Here is a 19,130-nt window from a genome sequence, read left to right as displayed (position 1 = left end):
TCATCCTGACGAAAGTCAGGATCCAGAGCCACAGGTTTCCGCGTTTGCGGCTCTGGATGCTGGGTCGAGCCCAGCATGACGGAAGAGAGATTTATGACCAACCAGTTCGACCTCACCGACGACCAGCGCGAGATCCAGGAGCTCGCGCGCCGCTTCACCGCCGATCGCATCACGCCGCATGCGGCCGAGTGGGACGAGAAGCACATCTTCCCGCGCGACACGATCAAAGCGGCGGCCGAGCTCGGTTTCGCGGCGATCTATGTCAGCGAGGAGAGCGGCGGGATCGCGCTCGGGCGCCTCGAAGCCGCGCTGATCATGGAGGCGATGTCGTACGGGTGTCCGTCGACGAGCGCGTTCATCAGCATCCACAACATGGCGGCATGGATGATCGACCGGTTCGGCTCGGCTGCGGTGAAGGACAAGTATCTTCCCGATCTGGTGACGATGGACCGGCTGGCGAGCTATTGCCTGACCGAGCCGGGCTCGGGGTCGGACGCCGCAGCGCTCAAGACGCGCGCGGTGCGCGACGGTGACGACTGGATCGTGACCGGATCGAAGCAGTTCATCTCGGGCGCGGGCGAGAACGAGGTGTATGTCACCATGGTCCGCACCGGTGAGGAGGGGCCCAAGGGTATTTCCTGCCTGGTGATCGAGAAGGACATGCCCGGCGTGTCGTTCGGTGCGAACGAGAAGAAGCTCGGCTGGCATTCGCAGCCGACGCGGCAGGTGATTTTCGACGGCGTCCGTGTGCCGGGCGCCAACATGGTCGGCGGCGAGGGCGAGGGCTTCCGGATCGCGATGATGGGGCTCGACGGCGGGCGGCTGAACATCGGTGCGTGCTCGCTGGGGGGTGCGCAGCGGTGTCTCGACGAGGCGATCGCCTATACGCGCGACCGCAAGCAGTTCGGCAAGCCGATCGCGGACTTCCAGAACACGCAGTTCATGCTGGCGGACATGGCGACCGAACTGGAAGCGGCCCGCGCGCTGCTGTACATGGCGGCGGCCAAGGTCACGGCGAACGCGCCCGACAAGACCAAGTTCGCGGCGATGGCGAAGCGGCTTGCGACGGACACCGGCTCGTCGGTGGTCGACCGCGCGTTGCAGTTGCATGGCGGCTACGGGTATCTGCAGGATTACCCGATCGAACGCTTCTGGCGCGACCTGCGCGTGCATTCGATCCTCGAGGGTACCAACCAGGTGATGCGCATGATCGTCGGTCGCGAGCTGACCCGGCAATGATGACTATGGCCACCAACTGCCGAATAGCAGCCACCCCGGCGGAGGCCGGGGTCCAGGTGGGGGACGCGAATCGGCTTGGTGACATCCTCTGTTACATCGACCTTTCCAACTGGACCCCGGCCTTCGCCGGGGAGGTGATCTATGAATGACCTGATCACGACCGTCGAAGGCCCGATCGGGCGTATTCGGCTGAACCGGGCCAAGGCGTTGCACGCGCTCAATCTGGCGATGTGCGAAGGCGTGCTGGAGGCGCTCGAGGCGTGGCGCGGGGATGCGTCGGTTGAGGCGATCGTGGTGGATCATGCCGAGGGGCGCGGGTTCTGCGCCGGGGGCGATATCCGGATGCTCGCCGCGTCGGGCGCCGGCGACGGCGTCGCGGCGCGCGCGTTCTTCCATGCCGAGTATCGGATGAACCACCGGCTGTTCGTCTATGCCAAGCCGATCGTCGTGTTCATGGACGGGATCACGATGGGCGGCGGCGTCGGGCTCGCTTTGCCGTGTGCGTACCGGGTGGCGACCGAGAACACGAAGTTCGCGATGCCCGAGACCGGGATCGGGCTGTTCCCCGATGTCGGCGGCGGCTGGTATCTGTCGCGGCTGCCCGGGCGGATCGGACAGTATCTCGCGCTGACCGGGCACCGGCTCGATGGCGCGGAGTGTGTCGCGCTGGGGCTGGCGACGCATTATCTGCCGGGCGACGCGCTCGACAACGCCAAGGCGCGGATCGCGGAGAGGCCGCAGGATATTGCTGGCGTTCTGAACGCGTTGTCGACCGAGGCACCCGAAGCGGCGATCCTTGCGCGCAAGGACGATATCGACCGGCTGTTCGCGTCCGATGTGCTCGAGGAGATCTATGCCGCGCTCGACGCCGATGGTGGTGAGTGGGCCGCGAAGACGCTTGCGACGCTCAAGACCAAGTCGCCGCAGACGATGAAGGTCTCGCTCCGGCTGCTTCACGAGGGCGCGGCGATGGCGAGTTTCGCGGACGAGATGAAACAGGAATATGCGGTCGGCGCGCATGTCGTGCAGCGGCATGACTTCATCGAGGGCGTGCGCGCGGTGATCGTCGACAAGGACAATGCGCCGCGCTGGGATCCGGCGACGCCCGAGGCGGTGAGCGATCATGTGATCGACCAGATCTTCGCGCCGTTGCCCGAGGCCGAGGCGTGGACGCCGGGTTGAACATAGAGCACGTCACCCCAGCGTTCGCTGAGGTGACGGAACAGGAGACTGAGATGGCCGATTACGAAACGATCCTCGTCGAGCAGCGCGGTGCGGTGACGCTCGTCACGCTCAACCGCCCGCAGGCGCTCAACGCGCTCAATTCGCAGGTGCTCGCCGACCTGATCGCCGCGTTCGCCGCGTTCGATGCGGATCCGTCGCAGGGCTGCGCGGTGCTGACCGGCTCAGCCAAGGCGTTCGCGGCGGGCGCGGACATCAAGGAGATGCAGAGCCAGGGCTTTGCCGACATGTATGCGAGCAACTTCTTTGCCGGCTGGGAGCAGGTGACGCGGACGCGCAAGCCGATCATCGCCGCGGTCGCGGGCTATGCGCTGGGCGGCGGCTGCGAGGTCGCGATGATGTGCGACTTCATCCTCGCCGCCGACACCGCCAAGTTCGGCCAGCCCGAGATCAAGCTCGCCGTCTCCCCCGGCATGGGCGGATCGCAGCGCCTGACGCACGCGGTCGGCAAGGCCAAGGCGATGGAGATGGTGCTGACCGGGCGGATGATGGATGCGGTCGAGGCCGAGCGCGCAGGGCTGGTCTCGCGGATCATCGCCGCCGACGAGCTGGTCGAGGAAGCGGTGAGGACCGCCGCGACGATCGCCGCGATGGCGCCGCTCGCGGTGCTGGCGAACAAGGAAATGGTCAACGCGGCGTTCGAGACGGGGCTCGCGATGGGCGTGCAGTTCGAGCGGCGGCTGTTCCACGGGCTGTTCGGCACCGCGGACCAGAGCGAAGGCATGGCCGCATTCGTCGAGAAGCGCGCGGGGCAGTGGACGGGCAAGTAGCGGACGCCGCGCTGCCCGCTCGTCATCGTCGCTGCCCGTCATCCTGACGGAAGTCAGGATCCAGGGTTACTGGCGGTGTCGTTCCTGGCTCTGGATCCTGACTTTCGTCAGGATGACGGAGTTGGGGCGTGCGGGACGTAGTCGCGAATGGCGGGGTTGGTGCGCGAGCGGCACAGTCGCCGCGGCAGATTTAGGAGAGAGAACATGGCACGCATCGGATTCATCGGGCTCGGCAACATGGGCGGCGGGATGGCCGCCAACCTCGCGAAGAACGGCCACGACGTCCACGCGTTCGACCTGAGCGCCGACGCGCTGGCCAAGGCGAAGGCCGCGGGCTGCCTGCCCGTCGCCTCCGCGGCCGAAGCCGCCGACGGGGCGGAGGCGATTGTGACGATGCTGCCCGCGGGCAAGCACGTCGCCGAGGTGTATGACGCGCTGTTCGGTGTCGCGGGCCCAACCGCGATCCTGATCGACTGTTCGACGATCGATGTCGCCACCGCAAAACAGGTCGCCGACGCCGCGCAGGCGAAGGGGCTCGCCGCGGTCGACGCGCCGGTCTCCGGCGGGATCGGCGCGGCCAATGCGGGCACGCTCACCTTCATGGTCGGCGGTTCGGCGGCGGCGTTCGAGCGCGCCGAGCCGATTCTCGCGGCGATGGGCAAGGCGGTGATCCATGCCGGCGCGAACGGCGCAGGGCAGGCGGCGAAGATCTGCAACAACATGATCCTCGGCGCGACGATGATCGCGACCTGCGAGGCGTTCGTGCTCGCGGACAAGCTCGGGCTCGACGCACAGGCCTTTTACGACATCGCCAGCGTCTCGTCGGGGCAGAGCTGGTCGATGACGAGCTATGCGCCGCTCCCGGGGATCGGCCCCGACACCCCCGCCGACCATGATTATCAGGGCGGGTTCGCCGCCGCCTTGATGCTCAAGGACCTGCGGCTCGCGATGGCGGCGGCGCAGGATGTCGGCGCCGACACGCCGATGGGCGCGAAGGCGGCCGAGCGCTACGAGGCGTTCGCCGAGGCCGGGCAGGGCGGGCTCGACTTCTCCGCGATCATCCGCACGTTGCAGGGCAAGGCCTAGCCCGGCGTGCGGCGGACCGGCGGGAGCGCGTTGCAGATGTCCGCACCGCCCGCCGGCACCGTGAAGAAGGGCGGGATCCGGTTCTCGCGCCCCGCGATCCAGGCGATGAAGCGCGGGTTCGCCGTCGCGCGGTACTGGAAGTGCGGGCGGGTGGCGGCGGGAAGGTCGCTCGCCAGCCGTGCCGAGACGATCGGGCTGCGCTCGGCAGGCGTGGCGTAGAAGCCGAGATCCCCCGTACCGCGCGGCAGCGACGACAGCCACTCGATCCCGTCGACCACCCGCCCGACGACCGCGATGTTGCGGTCGAGCGCGCGCGGCGCATGGCCGATGACGGTGTAGAGCTCGGCGCCGCTGCCGACGCTCGGCGCCAGATCACGCGCGACGCCGACCATCCCGTAGCAATGCGGCAGCCATTGCCGCGTGCCCGACCCAGCGAGCGGCCAGCCATCCGCGCTGTAGCCCGCCCATTCGGCATAGGGATCGCGCTTGGCGAGCCGCGCGACCGCGGTCGGCCCGGCCATGTCATATTCGGCGGCGATCCCGTCCGCGACGCCGGGGACGAGCGGTTTCTTCTCAGTCGCATCGCCCCATTGCGCGACATAATTGTCCTGCACGCGGTACACGCTTGTCGCGCTGTCCCACCAGCGCGCGCGGGCGAGCGCGCGGATATTGGCGACATGCGCTGGCGCATAGGCGGGCGCGAGGCGAAGCGTGAAGCCATGCCCGTTCGCCAGCGTGAAGACGAGGATCTCGTCATCGGGCACCGCGACCCAGTCCGACGCGACCGGATCGGACGGCAGCGGCGCCGGCACCGGCGTGGCTTGGGCGAGGGCGGCGGCGAGAAGGGCGGTGATCATCGCTGTGAGACTGCCCGAGTGCCGCCCCGCACGCAATCGCTTGCGCCGCAGCCAAACCCGCTCTAGCAGGCGCGTTCCAGAGCAATGCGGAGCGGTGGCCGAGTGGTCGAAGGCGCTCGCCTGGAAAGTGAGTATACGTCAAAAGCGTATCGAGGGTTCGAATCCCTCCCGCTCCGCCACACCCCTTGGATCTAAGCCCAAAGTTGCGATCAAGTCGTCGGGTTCGCATAACCGTTCCCCGAAAGCGCGCGCGCTTGAAGCCGACCGTCGCTGCACGATTTCCGCGGGTATCGCTGGCCGTGGTTTATGTCGCGTTAGGCCGCGCCCCTGTATTGCGTACGGCCTATGCTCAGAGTTGACAGGTAAAAACGGTGGAAATCCGCCCGTCCGCTTTCGGGCGGCGATTGCCGCGAACAGCCGTTCGTTCAGACGATGGGCTACGGGTTTAGTCGTCTGACCCTTCCCCAGATCGGACGTCTTTTCAAATGTAGTAAATACGGGATCAATCAATAGCTTACTGTAATCAAAATCGTATCATTATAGGCTCCGGGGCGTGGCGAGAGCCTGGCGGGGACTCTTCCGTAAATCTGGTAGGTCGAACTCCCGCCAAGCAACGGGATGATATCGAAGGACCGCACGGTGAAGCTCCCGCCCGACCCGTCGCCCCAGATCTGCGTTCGTGCCGGATCCGCATAAAGCTGATAGGGCAAGGTCGCCGTTCCAGAGATCATGCGTCGCGCCGTATAGCTGCCATCTCGTCCCGGGCTGAGCGCGATCGTGTACCCGCCGAGACCGGAGAGTATGAAGCAGTTGATCGTGATCGTGCCCGTCGCGTCGTCCGCCGACGTGGCGGACCCGTCATAGTTCCCGAACGCGACCCCGCTGGCCGATATCGAGCATCCCGCATCCGCGGCAGCCGGTATCGCGAGGCAGAAGAGCGCGAACAGCACGCGGGCGATCACGGGGCTGTCTCGACACAGGAAAACGGGCCAAGCCGCGCGAGACCCCGCTCCCGTGCAGCGACGGACAGTCCAACACGGCAGCGTGTGCCGTCGGGGCGCGCGACGTTCAGGACGGTGTGCTGGTCGAGCCCCTCGACGAAGGTCTCCCCGTCAAAGCCCAGGGGAAACGTCGCCCCGGACGCTTCCAGCGTGACGGTGCTTCCCGGTGGAAGTGGTCTGCCGCTTGCCTCGACCAGGACCAGCACTGCGCCATTTGGTCGTTTGATCGGAAACCTGAGCACGACGCCTGCCCGATCCTGTGGCCGGACATCGCGTTCCCCGGTTGCGATCACGGCATCGGGCGGCAGATCGGTCGGCTCGATGGCGAGGTGATTGACCTGGAACGACCGCAGGTCCGTAACCATCAGCTTGCCCGACCGGCCGGTTCGGCCGGCGACCCTGTTTTCGTGTAGCACCCGAACACCTGCCAACCCTTGCGTGTCGACAATCGCGAAACTGTCGTTGATCGTATTCGACAGAAATACCGAGCCATCGATTGCGGACACGGACCCGCGCGCCTGGGCACGGATCGTCGTTGCACCGTTGGTCCGATCGATCCCGGCGGCCAGCCATCCGATGCGGGACCGATGTTGGACTTCGACAAACTGGCTGTCGATCGCGCCGCGCCCGATCGCCGCCTGATAGCCCCATGAATCGGCCTCGCTCGTGCCGCGCGCCGCCTGCAGCTGGCTTTGCCAGCGGCCGCCTTGCATCTGCCGATCAACACTCGCCTGACTGCGCCGTCCGAAGGGAAGCGACAGGCCGAACATGATGCTGCGGCCGCCGCGTGCGGTGGTGTCGTGCGAGCCGTTCGCATAGATCGATACCGGTCCCCGCTGCACGCTGTAGGTGACGGACGCCAGACGGACCGCGGAGCCGCGGCCAAACATCGCCGGCGCGCCCTTCAGCCTTTCCCAGGCGACGTCGCCTGCCTGATCGAGTGCGGTATAGCCGAGGGACATCGTACCGGCCGGACCCATTGCAAGCGCAATGCTGGCGTCGGTCTGCTGGCGAATGGCAGGATAGCCATCGCTTGCCGCGATGTCGCGAAAGTCCTTCGTCGCAAATCCGTGGGACAGCCTGAGCGACACCAGTGAGTCGCGGTGTTCGATTTGCGCGACGCAGCGCACGCCGTTCCCGTCCCGCCCGCTGCTGGCCGCGCAATCACCCGTGGCGATTGCCAAATTGGCCAGGTTTACCGACACACCCGACCCGACGAGCGCCGCGCTGCGGGTTGCTTCGGCATAGAGCGCCGCCGTCAGCCGTGGCGATACGCCCCAGCGGTAGCTGCCGCTTGCCGCAAGCTGTCCGTAGGCGTTGCTCTGGCTCCCGAATTGGTGCCGGATAACGCCAGCCTGGACAGCGAACGTGTGCAACCCGGGTGCCAGCAGAGCATTGCTCGCATAATAGGCCACCGTCGTCCTGACGGATTGTCCCAGCGAATTCTGGAGGTTCAGCGAGACTTTGCCGCTGCCCGTCTGCACCGGGACGTTGCGGATCTCGAAGGGACCAGCGCCGATAGGCAGGGATACCGCGGATGCGTCGTTCACAAGGATGTCGGCGATGGTGGGGACGACCGCGTTTCCACGAAAATCCGGCAGCGGCATCGTGATCAGGTCGGGTCGCAGCGCGAAGTCCGAACCGAATTGGATGCCGCCGAGCCGGATCGCCCGTTGCGAGTCCGCACCCGACGTGATGAAGTCGCCCAACCTGAGCCGCAGCAGGCGGTCGGGCAGCGAAACGGTGTAGGTGAAATCAAGCCTCGTCGCGCGATAGGTCGTCGTCGTCCCCGAACGGAATGCGGTCATCAAGGCCTGACCAGCCGCAACCCCATGGCCTGAAAAGACGCGGGCATCGAGGTACGCGGAAAAGGCCTGGCGACGAGCATCGCCGGTCACTGTCGTATCGTAGTTCAGCGTGGAACCGGTCCCGCTCTCCACCGCTCCGGCCATGGCAGGATCGGCAGTGGCCGAGATCGTCGTTCTCACCAGACGCGCCTCGGAAGCGGTCACGTAGAGTCGGCCTGTAGCCTGGTCGACGTGCCAGCGAAAATCACGGTCGGCGACGATGTCCGCAAGTTCATCGCCGGGCGTGGTGCGCGGGGCAAGGCCGAGTTCGACGAGTTCCTTGGGGGTTGCCGCCAGTCCGTCGCCGCGCAGAACAAACTCGCCGATTTTCCCAGTCGGGCGCCCATTGATCCAGACCTCCAGCAGCGTCGGTGCGGGAGCGGCCCCGGCATGGTCAGCGAGGCAGATCATCAAGAGAAATCGACAGGTCGATCGGAGGGCTTTGGCGCGCATCGCACGGTCCCGTCCCCGCTACCGCGCGAGGGCAACGGTGATGGGGCCCTTTCCGCCCTCCATCGTCAGTCGATAGCGGCCATCCACGGCGGCTTGGACGGGCATGTCCTGGACCGGAAGTTCCTGCGTCGCGCCAGCCAGCAGATAGGGTGAGCCACCGTTCTTGATGGCGATCGGCGCGCCGTTGGTGTCGCGCAGGACAACGTTGCGCAGCGTCTCATGACGCGCTCCCGGATTTTCGAGCACGAGCACCGTGTCACCGTCCCGGCGCGCCAGCCGAAATCGAACGCCGGGGTTCGCCGGAGCGACGGGCTCGACGAAGATCGGCATGGAAATGCGCAGGACCATGCGCACGGCACCGGGTTCGGACGCGCGCGGGATCTGATCGAGGACCAATCGGTACGTCAGTTCCTTGGACGCCGGCTTATGCCGCACGAGAACCCGGAAGACCTGGTTCGAATGGGGTGGGATCGTCACGATGCGGGGACTGACGACCACATCGTCGGCCGGTGTGAGGACATCGTCGGGCTGTTGCGTCCAGGCAAAGGGCCGGATCTGGACCACCGTTTCCTCAGCGCCATCGTTGCGAACCGTCAGGCTCGTCGCCTGCTGCGAGGCGGCAAGATTGAACGTGACCGGGCTCACCGACAGGGATTGTGCGTGAAGCGGGGCGATGCCCGTTGCCAGGACGACCCCGTATCCGGCCGCCATCGACCAGCGACGAAGCCTCTCGACGCGAATAACACTTCCCCGGGCCATCAGTAGGTGATCGTTGCGGTCAGAGTATCCGAATAGGCTCCGGGGACGGGCAATTGACCCGCTGCAAGGCGCCCATAAACGGTAATGGCCTGAGCGCCGCCGTTGCCGGTGCCCGAGACCGTGTCCGTACCGATCGTCGTGCCCCAGCTATTGGTACGCGCACTGTCGCGATAGACGGCATAGGCGAGCACATCGACGCTGGGGCCGTTCATGTACCGGTTCGTTACGGTCGCCCCCGTGCCCAAGCCTGCGCTGACGCCGATGGTGTAGGCGGTGGTATCCGTGCAGGTCGCGGTGATCGTCGAGGTCGCGTCGGTTTGGGCCCCGGTATAGGTTCCGAACGTCAGCGCGGTCGCCGAAATCTGGCAACTCGACACGACATTGGCCGTCACATTGAACGTCGTGTTCGCCGTCGATGCGCTTGCCGAGCCATTCGCCACAACCATGCATAGGGGAATGCTCAGAACGCGAGCCTGCGTTTTGAAAAAGGCTGTAGTGGTGTGAAGCGACGGCCGGCCTATGCGCAGTAACGCAATATGCCGGGCCAAGTTCTGCGTAATCATAAAACGGCGACCTTTCTCAGGCAATTATAGAATGCCCGCCAAAGGAAGGGCGTCAGCCTCAGGAAAACGTCACCATTTATATGCGGGGATCCATCACCGGTGGCCCTAACCAACTGCAGATTATTGCGAATTAGGGAGTTCTCTAGAGTCCGCATGGATTGAGGAGTCTGGGCGGTAATTCTTCACCTCATCGTACTGAAGGGCTTGTCCGCTTGAAAAGAGTGGCTGAGATTTACCGAGCATTTGTATGAATACGTGCACGCCGCGATCAACCCGAACGGCGCCGATTATCATTCTCGCAGCCGTTTGAACCGGCGGCTGCCTCCCACCGACTGCCCTAAATCGGACGCGCCGCTTTCTTCTCGATCACGGCGTCCATGAGGAAATATCCGCCGCCAAAAGCCGCCAGCGCGAACAGGGAAATGCTTGAAATCGGGGAGCGGGGGAGGTGGCAGCAATGGCCGGATTTGGGTCGAGTGTGTCAGTGTAGTGCAAGCAATGAATCAGACGCGCACCGTCCGCAGGTCTCAAACTTGACTTATGCGACCTTGCCGAACCCTTCACTGAAGCGCCACGTGCTTCGCCCCCTCCGCTTCGCGTCGTAAAGCGCAACGTCCGCGGATTTCAGGACTGTTTGTATGCTGTCGCCGTCGCCGGGATAAAGCGCGATGCCGATGCTGAAACTTAGGTACATCTGTCCTCCGTTGAAGTCGACAGCAGGCTGGACGCCATCGACGATGCGACCGCATGCCGCATCGATATCGGCGGTGCTGCCGATGTCGGGTAAGAGTATGGCAAACTCGTCACCGCCGAGCCGCGCGACATGGCTCAACTCTCCAACGGCTGCGCGCAGACGCTCTCCTGCCGCGACGAGGAGCGCATCGCCAGCATCGTGGCCAAATGTGTCGTTGACGACCTTGAAATGGTCAAGATCGATCAGGAGCAAGGCAAACCGGGACTTTTGACGATCGGACAGTTCGATGAGATTGCGCATGTGTCGTGTGAACTGTCGACGATTGGCGAGGGAGGTAAGTCCGTCGAAATAGGCCAGATATTCGAGCTCGTCATGAGCTTTGCGTAGCGCCGCATCGCTCCGCCAGTTTGCTCGCACGCTTGCGAAGATATAACTGATGCAAAGACCCGACGCGATTGTCGACGTGAGAGTAGTAAAATAGCTTGCTGGTTCGACCAGCCAAGGCAGCGCGAGCATCGCGCTGGCGGGAACACCAACCTTGAACGCCACGATCGACGGAGCGCGGAAGGCAAAGGCTTGGGCGTGGATCAGCTGCGAGATCAGCATGACGATAACCGCCGAACCTATATCAGGTACCCTGCTCCACCACAGCAAAACCGGCAAGCTCGTCCACGCGATCGTCGTCATGAGTGCGGAGGCAATATAGTTGAGCCGCAGCGGCAGGCGCCCGCCATCCGGTCGCGCCAGCATGATACTGCATTGCCTGCACCACAGCTCCGCAAATCCGACAAAGCTGATCCAGAGTATCGCAGCGCGAGAACCCAGATGGGTGAGCAACAGCAAACTCGCCAAAGCCGCGATCACCAATCGCGGCAACAGCGTTTTCAGCCCGTCCAGCGCCGCCCCATCGAGCCGATGGTCTCCCAGCCGTTCCAGCCAACCACGCGATATCAGACCGCGGGGCATGATCACGTGTTCCCTGATGCCAGCACAGCCAGGATTGGGCGAATCCGGTCGCAGGGGCAGTGCGTAGTCCTGTGCCGCCGATCGTGATGGTAGGGAAAAGCGCCGACATGCATGCGCGCATTATAGGACAGCGTGAATCGATCGAGATAACGACACCGAAAAGTTCAGCGATCGGACCCAGTTCCCGGTCGCGGTCCTCGAAGTCGCAGACGTGGCTGAATTCCAAATCGAGCATTCCCGATACCCGGGCACGCTCGACGCGGCCGCGAAAGTCGGGATTGTCCATACAGGGCGCGATCCTGCTGAAGAAGTCGAGGCCGAGGCGGTCGTGATTGCCGGAGCCCGACAGGCGCCGCTCTGCCGCACCATAATATTCGGCCTTGCCATGGTCACCGATCCGGATTGCGCCAGAGGGCAAGGCGTCGATCGTTTCGCTTGGCAGCGCCTCGATCACCATCGCAGCTGGGGCTCGTTGAAATCGTGCAGCTCACGGGCGTCAACCATCATCGCTCCCCCACCGCTTCACGTTCGATGACAACCGCACCGACGATATGATCGACGACGATCCCGTCCGACGAGAAGGCAGCAACAGCCGCTCGAATGTTTCCCTATACCCGTCACCAAGGTTGATACGCGTTGCGAGAGAGGTGTCGTGGCGGCGGCCGACGATCCGGGACGTCGCGATTAAGGCGCAGGCTCATCAACGTCGACGTTTATTCACGTCGCCATTTACACGTTGAAAACTTCGCGTTCTTATCTTGAGCTTGCGTCACCATTGAAAGTGCCCAACAATGATCTTGGTCGTCGAGGACGAGACCGACGTCCGGGAGGAGTTGGTTGAAATGTTAGAATTGCGCTCGTTCGCGGTTAGCGGCGCAGCGTGTGTGGCCCTTGCGCTGGAGAGCTTGAAGCAAGGTTCCAGCCACGTAACCCTGTTGACGGACCTCCGCTTACGAGACGGCAGTGGCCTTGACCTGGTCCGCGCAATCCGAGCCGACCCTGACCTGCGGGCAAAGGTGAACACCATAATCCTGATGACAGGCCACACCGATCTGACCGAACAAATAGAGCATGAAACCAAGAAGAAGGATCTTCATGTCCTTTTCAAGCCAGTCGACTTAGAATTGCTCCTGTCACTGCTTACACAAGACGGGCGGGGTTGATGAATGACATCGTCAACCGCTTACGGCACGGCGGCGAGTTTCAGCTAGCCGCAGAGCCGCTACGGCAAATGACCGTCCAGGGATGGGCTCTGACGATCGTCCTTTTGGCCGTGGCCATCGGCGCGAGTTCCTTCCGCATTATTCTTGCGCCCGGGTTCGAAATGTATCTCGGCCCCCTTTTCTACCTTCTCGCATACAGGTTGGGCGGGCTGCGGCTAGCCATTCCCATGGTATTGCTAACGATGGCATCATCCTGGTTCTGGTGGGGCCATATCTTTACCATTGCGCTGGCGCTGGGACATGTAGTTTTCATCAATTGGACCCGCTTCGCTGGCTCTTCACTTGCCATCGCCACCGCCGTCTTTTTGCTTACCATCGGGACGGCGGCGGGGTTTCTATTCCTGCGCATCAACTACGATGCGTCGCTGACGATTTTCGCGCTGACGATGATCCGCAAGCTTCTCAACGATGTGTTGATGGCAGCGCTGGTCGATCTAGCGCTCTCGCTCTTCGTCGTGAACCTTCCAGCCGGTCGGGTCTCGCTGCGCCGCACGATCAGCCTCGCCCAGCTCTTGCCGGCATCCATTACACTCATCGTGCTCGCGTGCGCGCTCGTCATGTTTGTCAGCAGTGTCCGGCGCTTTCCGGAAGAATTCAAATCCTTCATGGCCGAAACCGCGCTTCTGGCTGAGGTGCGGATCGGTCGCGGGCTCGTGACCGGAAATCGGTTCTTGGGCGTGGCAAAAACAAACAATACTGGAAGGCACGCCCAAAGACTGCTTATCTCAGACAAAGAAAGCAGTCTGCGAACCGCACAAGCGATGCAGCTTTTCGGCTGCAAACGGATCGATGACGGATTGAATGTGACGGGGCCGAACGACCGCAATACGTTCGCCTACTGGGTTACCGCGTGTCAGCTCGGCCGTTACACTCTTCCTGACCGCAAATATTTCTATCTCTACTCAATCCGACCAGCTGCCGAGAGTGCCTATCGCGTTGTGCTTCTAGAGATGCTCGGCCTGGGCGTCATTCTCGTCGTGTCGATCTTGCTGCAGCTGCTCATCACGCGCGCCCTGCGTCGTTCGCTGCAGGCCTGGAAGGAAGTCGCGGAAGGGTTCGGCCAGCCTGGCCTTTCGCTGCCTCAAAAGCTTACGTTCAACGAGTTCGACCGCCCGATCGCAGCTATCGTCACCGCGAACAACAGCTTTGCCGAGTTGGTGCAAGAGCGCTTGCGAATTGCCCGGGCATTCATCGAACTCAAGAAGGAAATGGACCTGAGCCTTGCGGCGGATATCCGCTTCGACGCTGCCACGGGCACCCTTGCTTTTCTGGACATGAACATCGAACGGGTTGCACAGGAGCGGTCCGAAGCGATCCATACCAATGATTGTCTAGCTTTTGCGGACATCTGCGATGATGCCGAGGCGTTTGTCGAGTTTCGGCTCGCAGACCAGGAATCTAGTGATTGGTATCTATTCGTCGGTCGCGACCTCCTGGCTCCCGGCCATTGGCGTTCGGGGTGGTTGGTGCGCCTCCGGCAGTCGAAGCTGGCGCAGAATCGGATGCTCCAGCAGGCGCGTCTCGTTGAGCTCGGGGGCATGGCCTCAGCCCTGAGTCATGAACTCAAACAACCTCTCTTCACCATCTCGCTCTCTGCCGAGAATGGCCGATTGTTGCTCGATCAGGCGAGTCCCGATGGCGCGGCGCGTGCTCGCGACAAGTTTGATCGGATCAGCGAACAGGTAAACCGCGCACGCGATATCATTGCGCGCATTTCGCGCTACGCTCGGATCGAGAATGACAGCCCCGAACCGCTTGACCTGGGCGACGTCGTCAGCACAACCTTGTCCTTCATGCGGCCGCTGCTGATCCAGCACGATGTCGGCGTGAAAATGACGTTGCCAGACGGGCCACCGGTTCTGCTCCTTGCTCCGCGCGTCGGCCTCGAGCAGGTGCTCGTCAACGCCATTCAGAACGCGGTCGACTCCATCGCAACGCGACGCGAAGCCGAGGACGCCAGTCTGACCGGTGCCGTCGAACTGGAGGTAACTGTCTCAGAGAGCGGCGTCCGCATCAGTATTGTGGACAATGGCGCCGGGCTGTCTTTGAGTCATCCGGACCGGGCATTCGATGCCTTCATGACCACCAAGGAGACGGATCGCGGGACAGGTCTTGGCCTCTATATCTCCCGGCAGATCGTCATGGAAATCGGCGGAAAGATCAGCATCAGATCGCGCGAAGCTCCGGAGCGAGGCGCGATCCTGACCATCGATTTTCCCGATTTTGTAGCTATTTAGCCTATCAGGGTTTCCATTGGAGACGGTGGATCGAACCTGACCGCCGCGCTGCTGACGTTGAGCCTGACCAAATGGCGGTTCTTCTCTCATAGCGTACGTTCCGCGGCTGTTAGTTGCGGTAGAATCGCACAGCAGGACTCGATTTGGCGTTCGCGGAGCCGGGTTGCGCGCCACCGCAATTCTCGGCGAGCGTCCGAAACTGCCGATTTCCGTCGAGACGGGCCTACTTTGATGCAGTCTCGGCCTTCGGCTCCCACAACTCTATCTTGGTCCCGTCCGGATCAACGATCCACGCAAATTTCCCGATTGCGTCGGTGTCATCCCTCTTAAGTATCGCAACGCCCTTTACTTTCAGGCGATCAACGAACGCGTCCAAGTCATCTACCGCGAAATTCAGCATGAACTCGCGCTTTGAGGGTTCCATGTAGTTGGATCCCTCCTGAAATACATTCAGAGTGAGAACTGGCGGGTGATCTGGCGCGTCATAGTGCAGAGCGACTCCGCCCCACGCCTCAACTTTGATGCCGAGAACATCGCGATACCACGCCATGAGGGCTTTCGGCGCTTTGCTCTTGAAGAAGATGCCACCGACGCCGGTAATTCTGCCGATCGGTTCTGCGGAAATAGTCATGGGCATCAATGCGGACAAGACGGCAACGACTGATAGTAGCCTGCGGATAGTCGGCACAGCATTAGCTCCCCCCCATCGTTGCTGGCACGATGTTATCGGCGTGCGGATCGCCTGGCAACTTTATTTCCGATCGGCCATTCTCTTTGCAGAAAGCGGCAGTCTCGCAATATCGGTTATTGCCACGGGCCTTCCCGTAAGCGGACGGCCAGCAATCCTTCCCATCATGACGTTCATGGTCGAACACCGGACAACGAAAGCGGTCCGCGCGGAGATGAACGAATGACTGACGTTGGGGAGCGGGGAAGTCCGCGTGAATGGCCGAATTTGGGGTCGTGTATCCAATCGGCCCATCAAGTCTTGACCTCGGACATGGCTCGATCATCCGGGCTGCGTAAGATGCCCTCTTTTAGCATTTTCGCGACGACCTTCGCGATCTCATCTGGTGTCTCGTCTTCGCTCCAGACGCCGTAGCGAAGTCCGAGGAATACGTTCATTCCCATGATCGCCCAACCATGGACCTCGCTGACGTCGCCCTTGACCTCGCCGCGGTCCGCGGCCTTTCGCAGGCGACGCGTGATCCGGTCCGCCGTAGTCGTATAATGGAGGCGAAAGCTCTCTGGATCGACGAATTCGGACTCGTCGATGATCCGGTAGATTTCCTTGTGGTCACGGACGAAGCTGATGAATTCGCGAAGCCCCGCCTGCTCGGCCGCGATCTGATCGGGTGCGGACAGGATCGCCGGGGCGACATGATCGCGAACCTGGTCGGACATGTCGCGGACGAGCGCGCGGAACACCGCGTCCTTTGAGTCGAAATAGGTGTAGAAGCTGCCAAGCGCGACCCCGGCGCGGCGCGTGATGTCGCTGATCGATGCCTGGTGGAATCCGTTGTCGCCGAACTCGATCGCCGCGGCGTCCAGGATCGCGCGCATCGTCCGGCGGCCACGATCGGTACGCGGAACCTTGGCTTCGCCGATGCCCGCGGCCCCTGCCGGCGTCGTCTCCTGCGCCTTCGCCATTCTCGTCTGCCTTCGATACACAAGTTGAATACTGGTTCAGGTTTCAGTATAGACTGAAACCAAGGCGCACAACCCGGATCATACCGGGCGCATCACGCGGGCGCCGCAGGAGGGGATGACACCGTGGCACAGCCGAAATCCGTCATGATCTTGTTGAACGCCGGTGTCGCACTCGGCGCGTTGCTGGCGGGATCCGCGTCTGCGCAGACGCAACCCGCCGCGCCGGCAGCAGACGCGGCTCAGGCCGGGCCCGTCATTGAGGAGGCCGGGATCGATGGCGATATCGTCGTCACCGCACGCCGCCGCGAGGAACGGCTGCTCGACGTGCCGATCGCGATCACCGCGTTCACGGGCGCGCAGCTCGAGGCGTCGGGCGCACTCGACGTCACCGATCTCGCCGCTGTCACGCCGAACGTCACGCTCGAGACGTCGCGCGGCACCAATTCGACGCTCACCGCCTTCATCCGCGGCGTCGGCCAGCAGGATCCCGTCGCCGGGTTCGAGGCGGGCGTCGGCATCTATCTCGACGACGTCTATCTCAACCGACCACAGGCGGCGGTGCTCGACATTTACGACGTCGAGCGGATCGAGGTGCTGCGCGGTCCGCAGGGCACGCTCTATGGCCGCAATACGATCGGCGGCGCGGTGAAATACGTGACCCGCCGGATCGGCGCCGACCCGACGCTGAGCATTCGCGCAACCTATGGCACCTATGACCAGGCGGACGGTGTCATCAGCGCGAGTACGCCGATCGGCGATACGGGGTTCAGGATCGGCGGTGCGGTCGCGCGACTGAGCCGGGGCGGGTTCGGCACGAACCTCACCACGGGGCAGGACAATTACAACAAGGATTTCTGGGGTGCGCGCGGCACGCTGCAATATGAGGCGGGCGACAGCGCGTTCTTCCGCCTGTCGGGGGATTATACGAAGGATGACGGCAACCCGCGCGGCGGGCATCGGCTGATCCCGGGGCTGGTGTCGCGCACGCCGGTGCTGTCCGACGTGTTCGACAGCCGCGGGGGACTGGTCGCACCGAAACAATCGGTCGAGGCCTATGGCGGGTCGCTCTTCGCTGAACTCAAGCCCGCCGCATATCTGACCCTGCGCAGCATCACCGGCTATCGCAAGGACGACAGCGCGACGCCGATCGATTTCGACGCGCTGCCCGCCGTCGATGTCGACGTCCCCGCCTTCTACAATAACGAGCAGTTTAGCCAGGAGGTGCAGCTGCTGGTCGATGCCGGACCCTTCAACATGCTGGCGGGGCTCTATTATCTCGATGCCAAGGCGCGCACCGTGTTCGACGTGCGGCTGCCGGGGACGGTCACCGCGCTGACCTTCGGGAATGTGCGGACCAATACGGTGGCGGTCTTTGGTGATGCCACGCTCGACGTGACGCCGATGCTCAGCCTTTCGGTCGGCGGGCGCTATACCTGGGACGATCGCATGTCGCAGATCCAACGCAACGTGTATCTGGGCGCTTCCCCCTTCTTCGGCGGCACGAGCGCGCCGATCGCGCGACAGACCGACTTCCGCGGAACCGCGAGCTTTGCCAAGTTCACCCCGCGCGCGTCCGTCAGCTTCAAGCCCGATGCGAACAACACGCTCTATGCGAGCTGGTCGAAGGGGTTCAAGGGCGGCGGGTTCGACCCGCGCGGCGTCGGCACCGCGGCACCCGACCTCAACGGCAACGGCATCACCGGTGCCGGTGGCGACCGGCAGGATATCTACAACTTCCTGTCGTTCGAGCCCGAGAGCGTCGAAAGTTTCGAAGCTGGATACAAGGCGTCACTGTTCGATCGGCGGCTGACGCTGGCGATTGCGGGGTTCCATTCGAAATATACCGACGTCCAGGTGCCCGGATCGGTCGGTGCCACCGTCGGCGGCATCCAGACCTTTATCGGCATCACGACCAATGCGGGCCGCGCCCGGATCAACGGTGTCGAAGGCGAGGCCAATCTGACGGTCGCGGAGGGCATTGCGGGTGCGGGCGACCGCGTCAACCTGTCGGGAACGATCGGCTATCTCGATGCCAAATACACGCGCTTCATCGATTCCCGCGGGATCAATGTGGCCGCCAATCGCAAGTTCCAGAACACGCCCGACCTGACCGCGAGCGGGACGCTCGCCTATCATGTCCCGGTCGGATCCGCGGGCGCGATCGACGCGAGCACGACGCTGTCCTATCGCAGCGATTCACAGCAGTTCGAACTGCGCACGCCGCTGCTCGACCAGCCCGCCTATGCGCTGCTCGACGCGAACCTCGTCTATACGATCGACGCGCGCTTCTCGATCGGGGTGCACGGCAAGAACCTGACGAACAAGCGCTATGTCGTGTCGGGCTACAACTTCCTGCTGCAGAACCCCGATACCGGCGACTATCTGCGGACGGCGGCGGGCGCGTTGCGGCCATCGCTCGGCAGCGACGGCGTGCTGACCGCCTATTATGGCAACCCGCGTCAGGTCTTTGCGACCCTCACCGCGAAATTCTGATGGAGCGCAACCGGGGGGCGGGTGATCGCCCTGCGTTTGCTGGAGCAATA

The 19,130-nt window shown here is 63.3% G+C and carries 17 protein-coding genes and 1 tRNA gene; 10 read left to right on the top strand and 8 right to left on the bottom strand.

What is annotated here, in order from left to right:
- Positions 1-93 precede the first annotated feature (93 nt).
- From sphst_RS10090 to mmsB, 4 genes are all read left to right on the top strand, one after another.
- Entirely contained in the window at positions 94-1,239 is a 1,146-nt protein-coding gene (locus tag sphst_RS10090) for an acyl-CoA dehydrogenase family protein (RefSeq protein ID WP_031394233.1), read from the top strand.
- A 141-nt stretch (positions 1,240-1,380) separates the two neighbouring features.
- Positions 1,381-2,421, top strand: a complete 1,041-nt coding sequence (locus sphst_RS10085) for an enoyl-CoA hydratase/isomerase family protein (RefSeq protein WP_031394232.1) — start codon at positions 1,381-1,383, stop codon at positions 2,419-2,421.
- Between the two features lie 53 nt (positions 2,422-2,474).
- On the top strand, positions 2,475-3,251 hold the full coding sequence (locus tag sphst_RS10080; RefSeq protein ID WP_031394231.1) for an enoyl-CoA hydratase: 777 nt from the start codon (positions 2,475-2,477) through the stop codon (positions 3,249-3,251).
- Between the two features lie 204 nt (positions 3,252-3,455).
- The gene (gene mmsB / locus sphst_RS10075) at positions 3,456-4,337 is read left to right on the top strand and encodes a 3-hydroxyisobutyrate dehydrogenase (protein WP_107045473.1); all 882 of its coding nucleotides are present in this window, start codon (positions 3,456-3,458) and stop codon (positions 4,335-4,337) included.
- On the opposite strand, the gene sphst_RS10070 is transcribed toward mmsB, so the two are convergent.
- Positions 4,334-5,194, bottom strand: coding sequence for a peptidylprolyl isomerase (locus sphst_RS10070; RefSeq protein WP_107045472.1), 861 nt, complete (start codon positions 5,192-5,194; stop codon positions 4,334-4,336). The genes mmsB and sphst_RS10070 overlap by 4 nt on opposite strands.
- A gap of 88 nt (positions 5,195-5,282) precedes the next feature.
- Here sphst_RS10070 and sphst_RS10065 point away from each other — a divergent pair.
- Positions 5,283-5,373, top strand: a tRNA-Ser gene (locus tag sphst_RS10065).
- Positions 5,374-5,700: 327 nt separating this feature from the next.
- Here the strand turns inward: sphst_RS10065 and sphst_RS10060 are convergent.
- The 5 genes from sphst_RS10060 to sphst_RS10040 form a co-directional block, all read right to left on the bottom strand.
- Positions 5,701-6,156 carry a Csu type fimbrial protein gene (locus tag sphst_RS10060; RefSeq protein WP_051916245.1) on the bottom strand — a complete coding sequence of 152 codons (456 nt, stop codon included), beginning with the start codon at positions 6,154-6,156 and terminating at the stop codon, positions 5,701-5,703.
- Complete coding sequence (locus sphst_RS10055; RefSeq protein ID WP_081877438.1) at positions 6,153-8,495, bottom strand: fimbria/pilus outer membrane usher protein; 2,343 nt, start codon at positions 8,493-8,495, stop codon at positions 6,153-6,155. Before sphst_RS10055 ends, sphst_RS10060 begins: the two co-directional genes overlap by 4 nt.
- Before the next feature lie 18 nt (positions 8,496-8,513).
- Positions 8,514-9,254, bottom strand: a complete 741-nt coding sequence (locus tag sphst_RS10050) for a fimbrial biogenesis chaperone (protein ID WP_081877439.1) — start codon at positions 9,252-9,254, stop codon at positions 8,514-8,516.
- Positions 9,254-9,700 (bottom strand): Csu type fimbrial protein, encoded by a 447-nt coding sequence (locus sphst_RS10045; protein ID WP_051916248.1) that lies wholly within the window; start codon positions 9,698-9,700, stop codon positions 9,254-9,256. The genes sphst_RS10050 and sphst_RS10045 overlap by 1 nt, the downstream gene beginning before the upstream one ends.
- A gap of 655 nt (positions 9,701-10,355) precedes the next feature.
- The gene (locus sphst_RS10040; protein ID WP_031393213.1) at positions 10,356-11,477 is read right to left on the bottom strand and encodes a GGDEF domain-containing protein; all 1,122 of its coding nucleotides are present in this window, start codon (positions 11,475-11,477) and stop codon (positions 10,356-10,358) included.
- 211 nt (positions 11,478-11,688) lie between these two features.
- Here sphst_RS10040 and sphst_RS20480 point away from each other — a divergent pair, with 211 nt between their 5' ends.
- The 3 genes from sphst_RS20480 to sphst_RS10030 all read left to right on the top strand — a co-directional run bounded on the left by sphst_RS20480 (position 11,689) and on the right by sphst_RS10030 (position 14,937).
- Positions 11,689-12,012: a hypothetical protein gene (locus sphst_RS20480; RefSeq protein WP_156360379.1), complete on the top strand. Its 324-nt coding sequence runs from the start codon at positions 11,689-11,691 to the stop codon at positions 12,010-12,012.
- A 256-nt stretch (positions 12,013-12,268) separates the two neighbouring features.
- A complete protein-coding gene (locus sphst_RS10035) occupies positions 12,269-12,640 on the top strand; it encodes a response regulator (protein ID WP_051916249.1) in 372 nt (123 codons plus the stop codon).
- Entirely contained in the window at positions 12,640-14,937 is a 2,298-nt protein-coding gene (locus tag sphst_RS10030) for a sensor histidine kinase (RefSeq protein ID WP_031393215.1), read from the top strand. The genes sphst_RS10035 and sphst_RS10030 overlap by 1 nt, the downstream gene beginning before the upstream one ends.
- Positions 14,938-15,160: 223 nt before the next feature.
- Here sphst_RS10030 and sphst_RS10025 read toward each other — a convergent pair whose 3' ends face one another.
- On the bottom strand, positions 15,161-15,568 hold the full coding sequence (locus tag sphst_RS10025) for a VOC family protein (protein ID WP_051916251.1): 408 nt from the start codon (positions 15,566-15,568) through the stop codon (positions 15,161-15,163).
- Between sphst_RS10025 and sphst_RS20475 the strand changes: the two genes are divergently transcribed.
- The gene (locus tag sphst_RS20475; protein ID WP_156360380.1) at positions 15,567-15,851 is read left to right on the top strand and encodes a hypothetical protein; all 285 of its coding nucleotides are present in this window, start codon (positions 15,567-15,569) and stop codon (positions 15,849-15,851) included. The two genes, sphst_RS10025 and sphst_RS20475, sit on opposite strands and share 2 nt — an antisense overlap.
- 67 nt (positions 15,852-15,918) lie before the next feature.
- On the opposite strand, the gene sphst_RS10020 is transcribed toward sphst_RS20475, so the two are convergent.
- Positions 15,919-16,587, bottom strand: coding sequence for a TetR/AcrR family transcriptional regulator (locus sphst_RS10020; protein WP_051916250.1), 669 nt, complete (start codon positions 16,585-16,587; stop codon positions 15,919-15,921).
- A gap of 144 nt (positions 16,588-16,731) precedes the next feature.
- Between sphst_RS10020 and sphst_RS10015 the strand changes: the two genes are divergently transcribed.
- A complete protein-coding gene (locus sphst_RS10015) occupies positions 16,732-19,080 on the top strand; it encodes a TonB-dependent receptor (protein WP_107045471.1) in 2,349 nt (782 codons plus the stop codon).
- The last annotated feature ends 50 nt before the right edge of the window (positions 19,081-19,130 follow it).

Origin of the sequence: Sphingomonas sp. STIS6.2 (genome assembly GCF_000732685.2) — a bacterium.
In the GTDB taxonomy this organism is placed as follows: Bacteria; Pseudomonadota; Alphaproteobacteria; order Sphingomonadales; family Sphingomonadaceae; genus Sphingomonas; species Sphingomonas aerolata.
The sequence above is the reverse complement of the archived record's forward strand: the minus strand, read 5'-3'. Positions and strand labels throughout refer to the sequence as shown.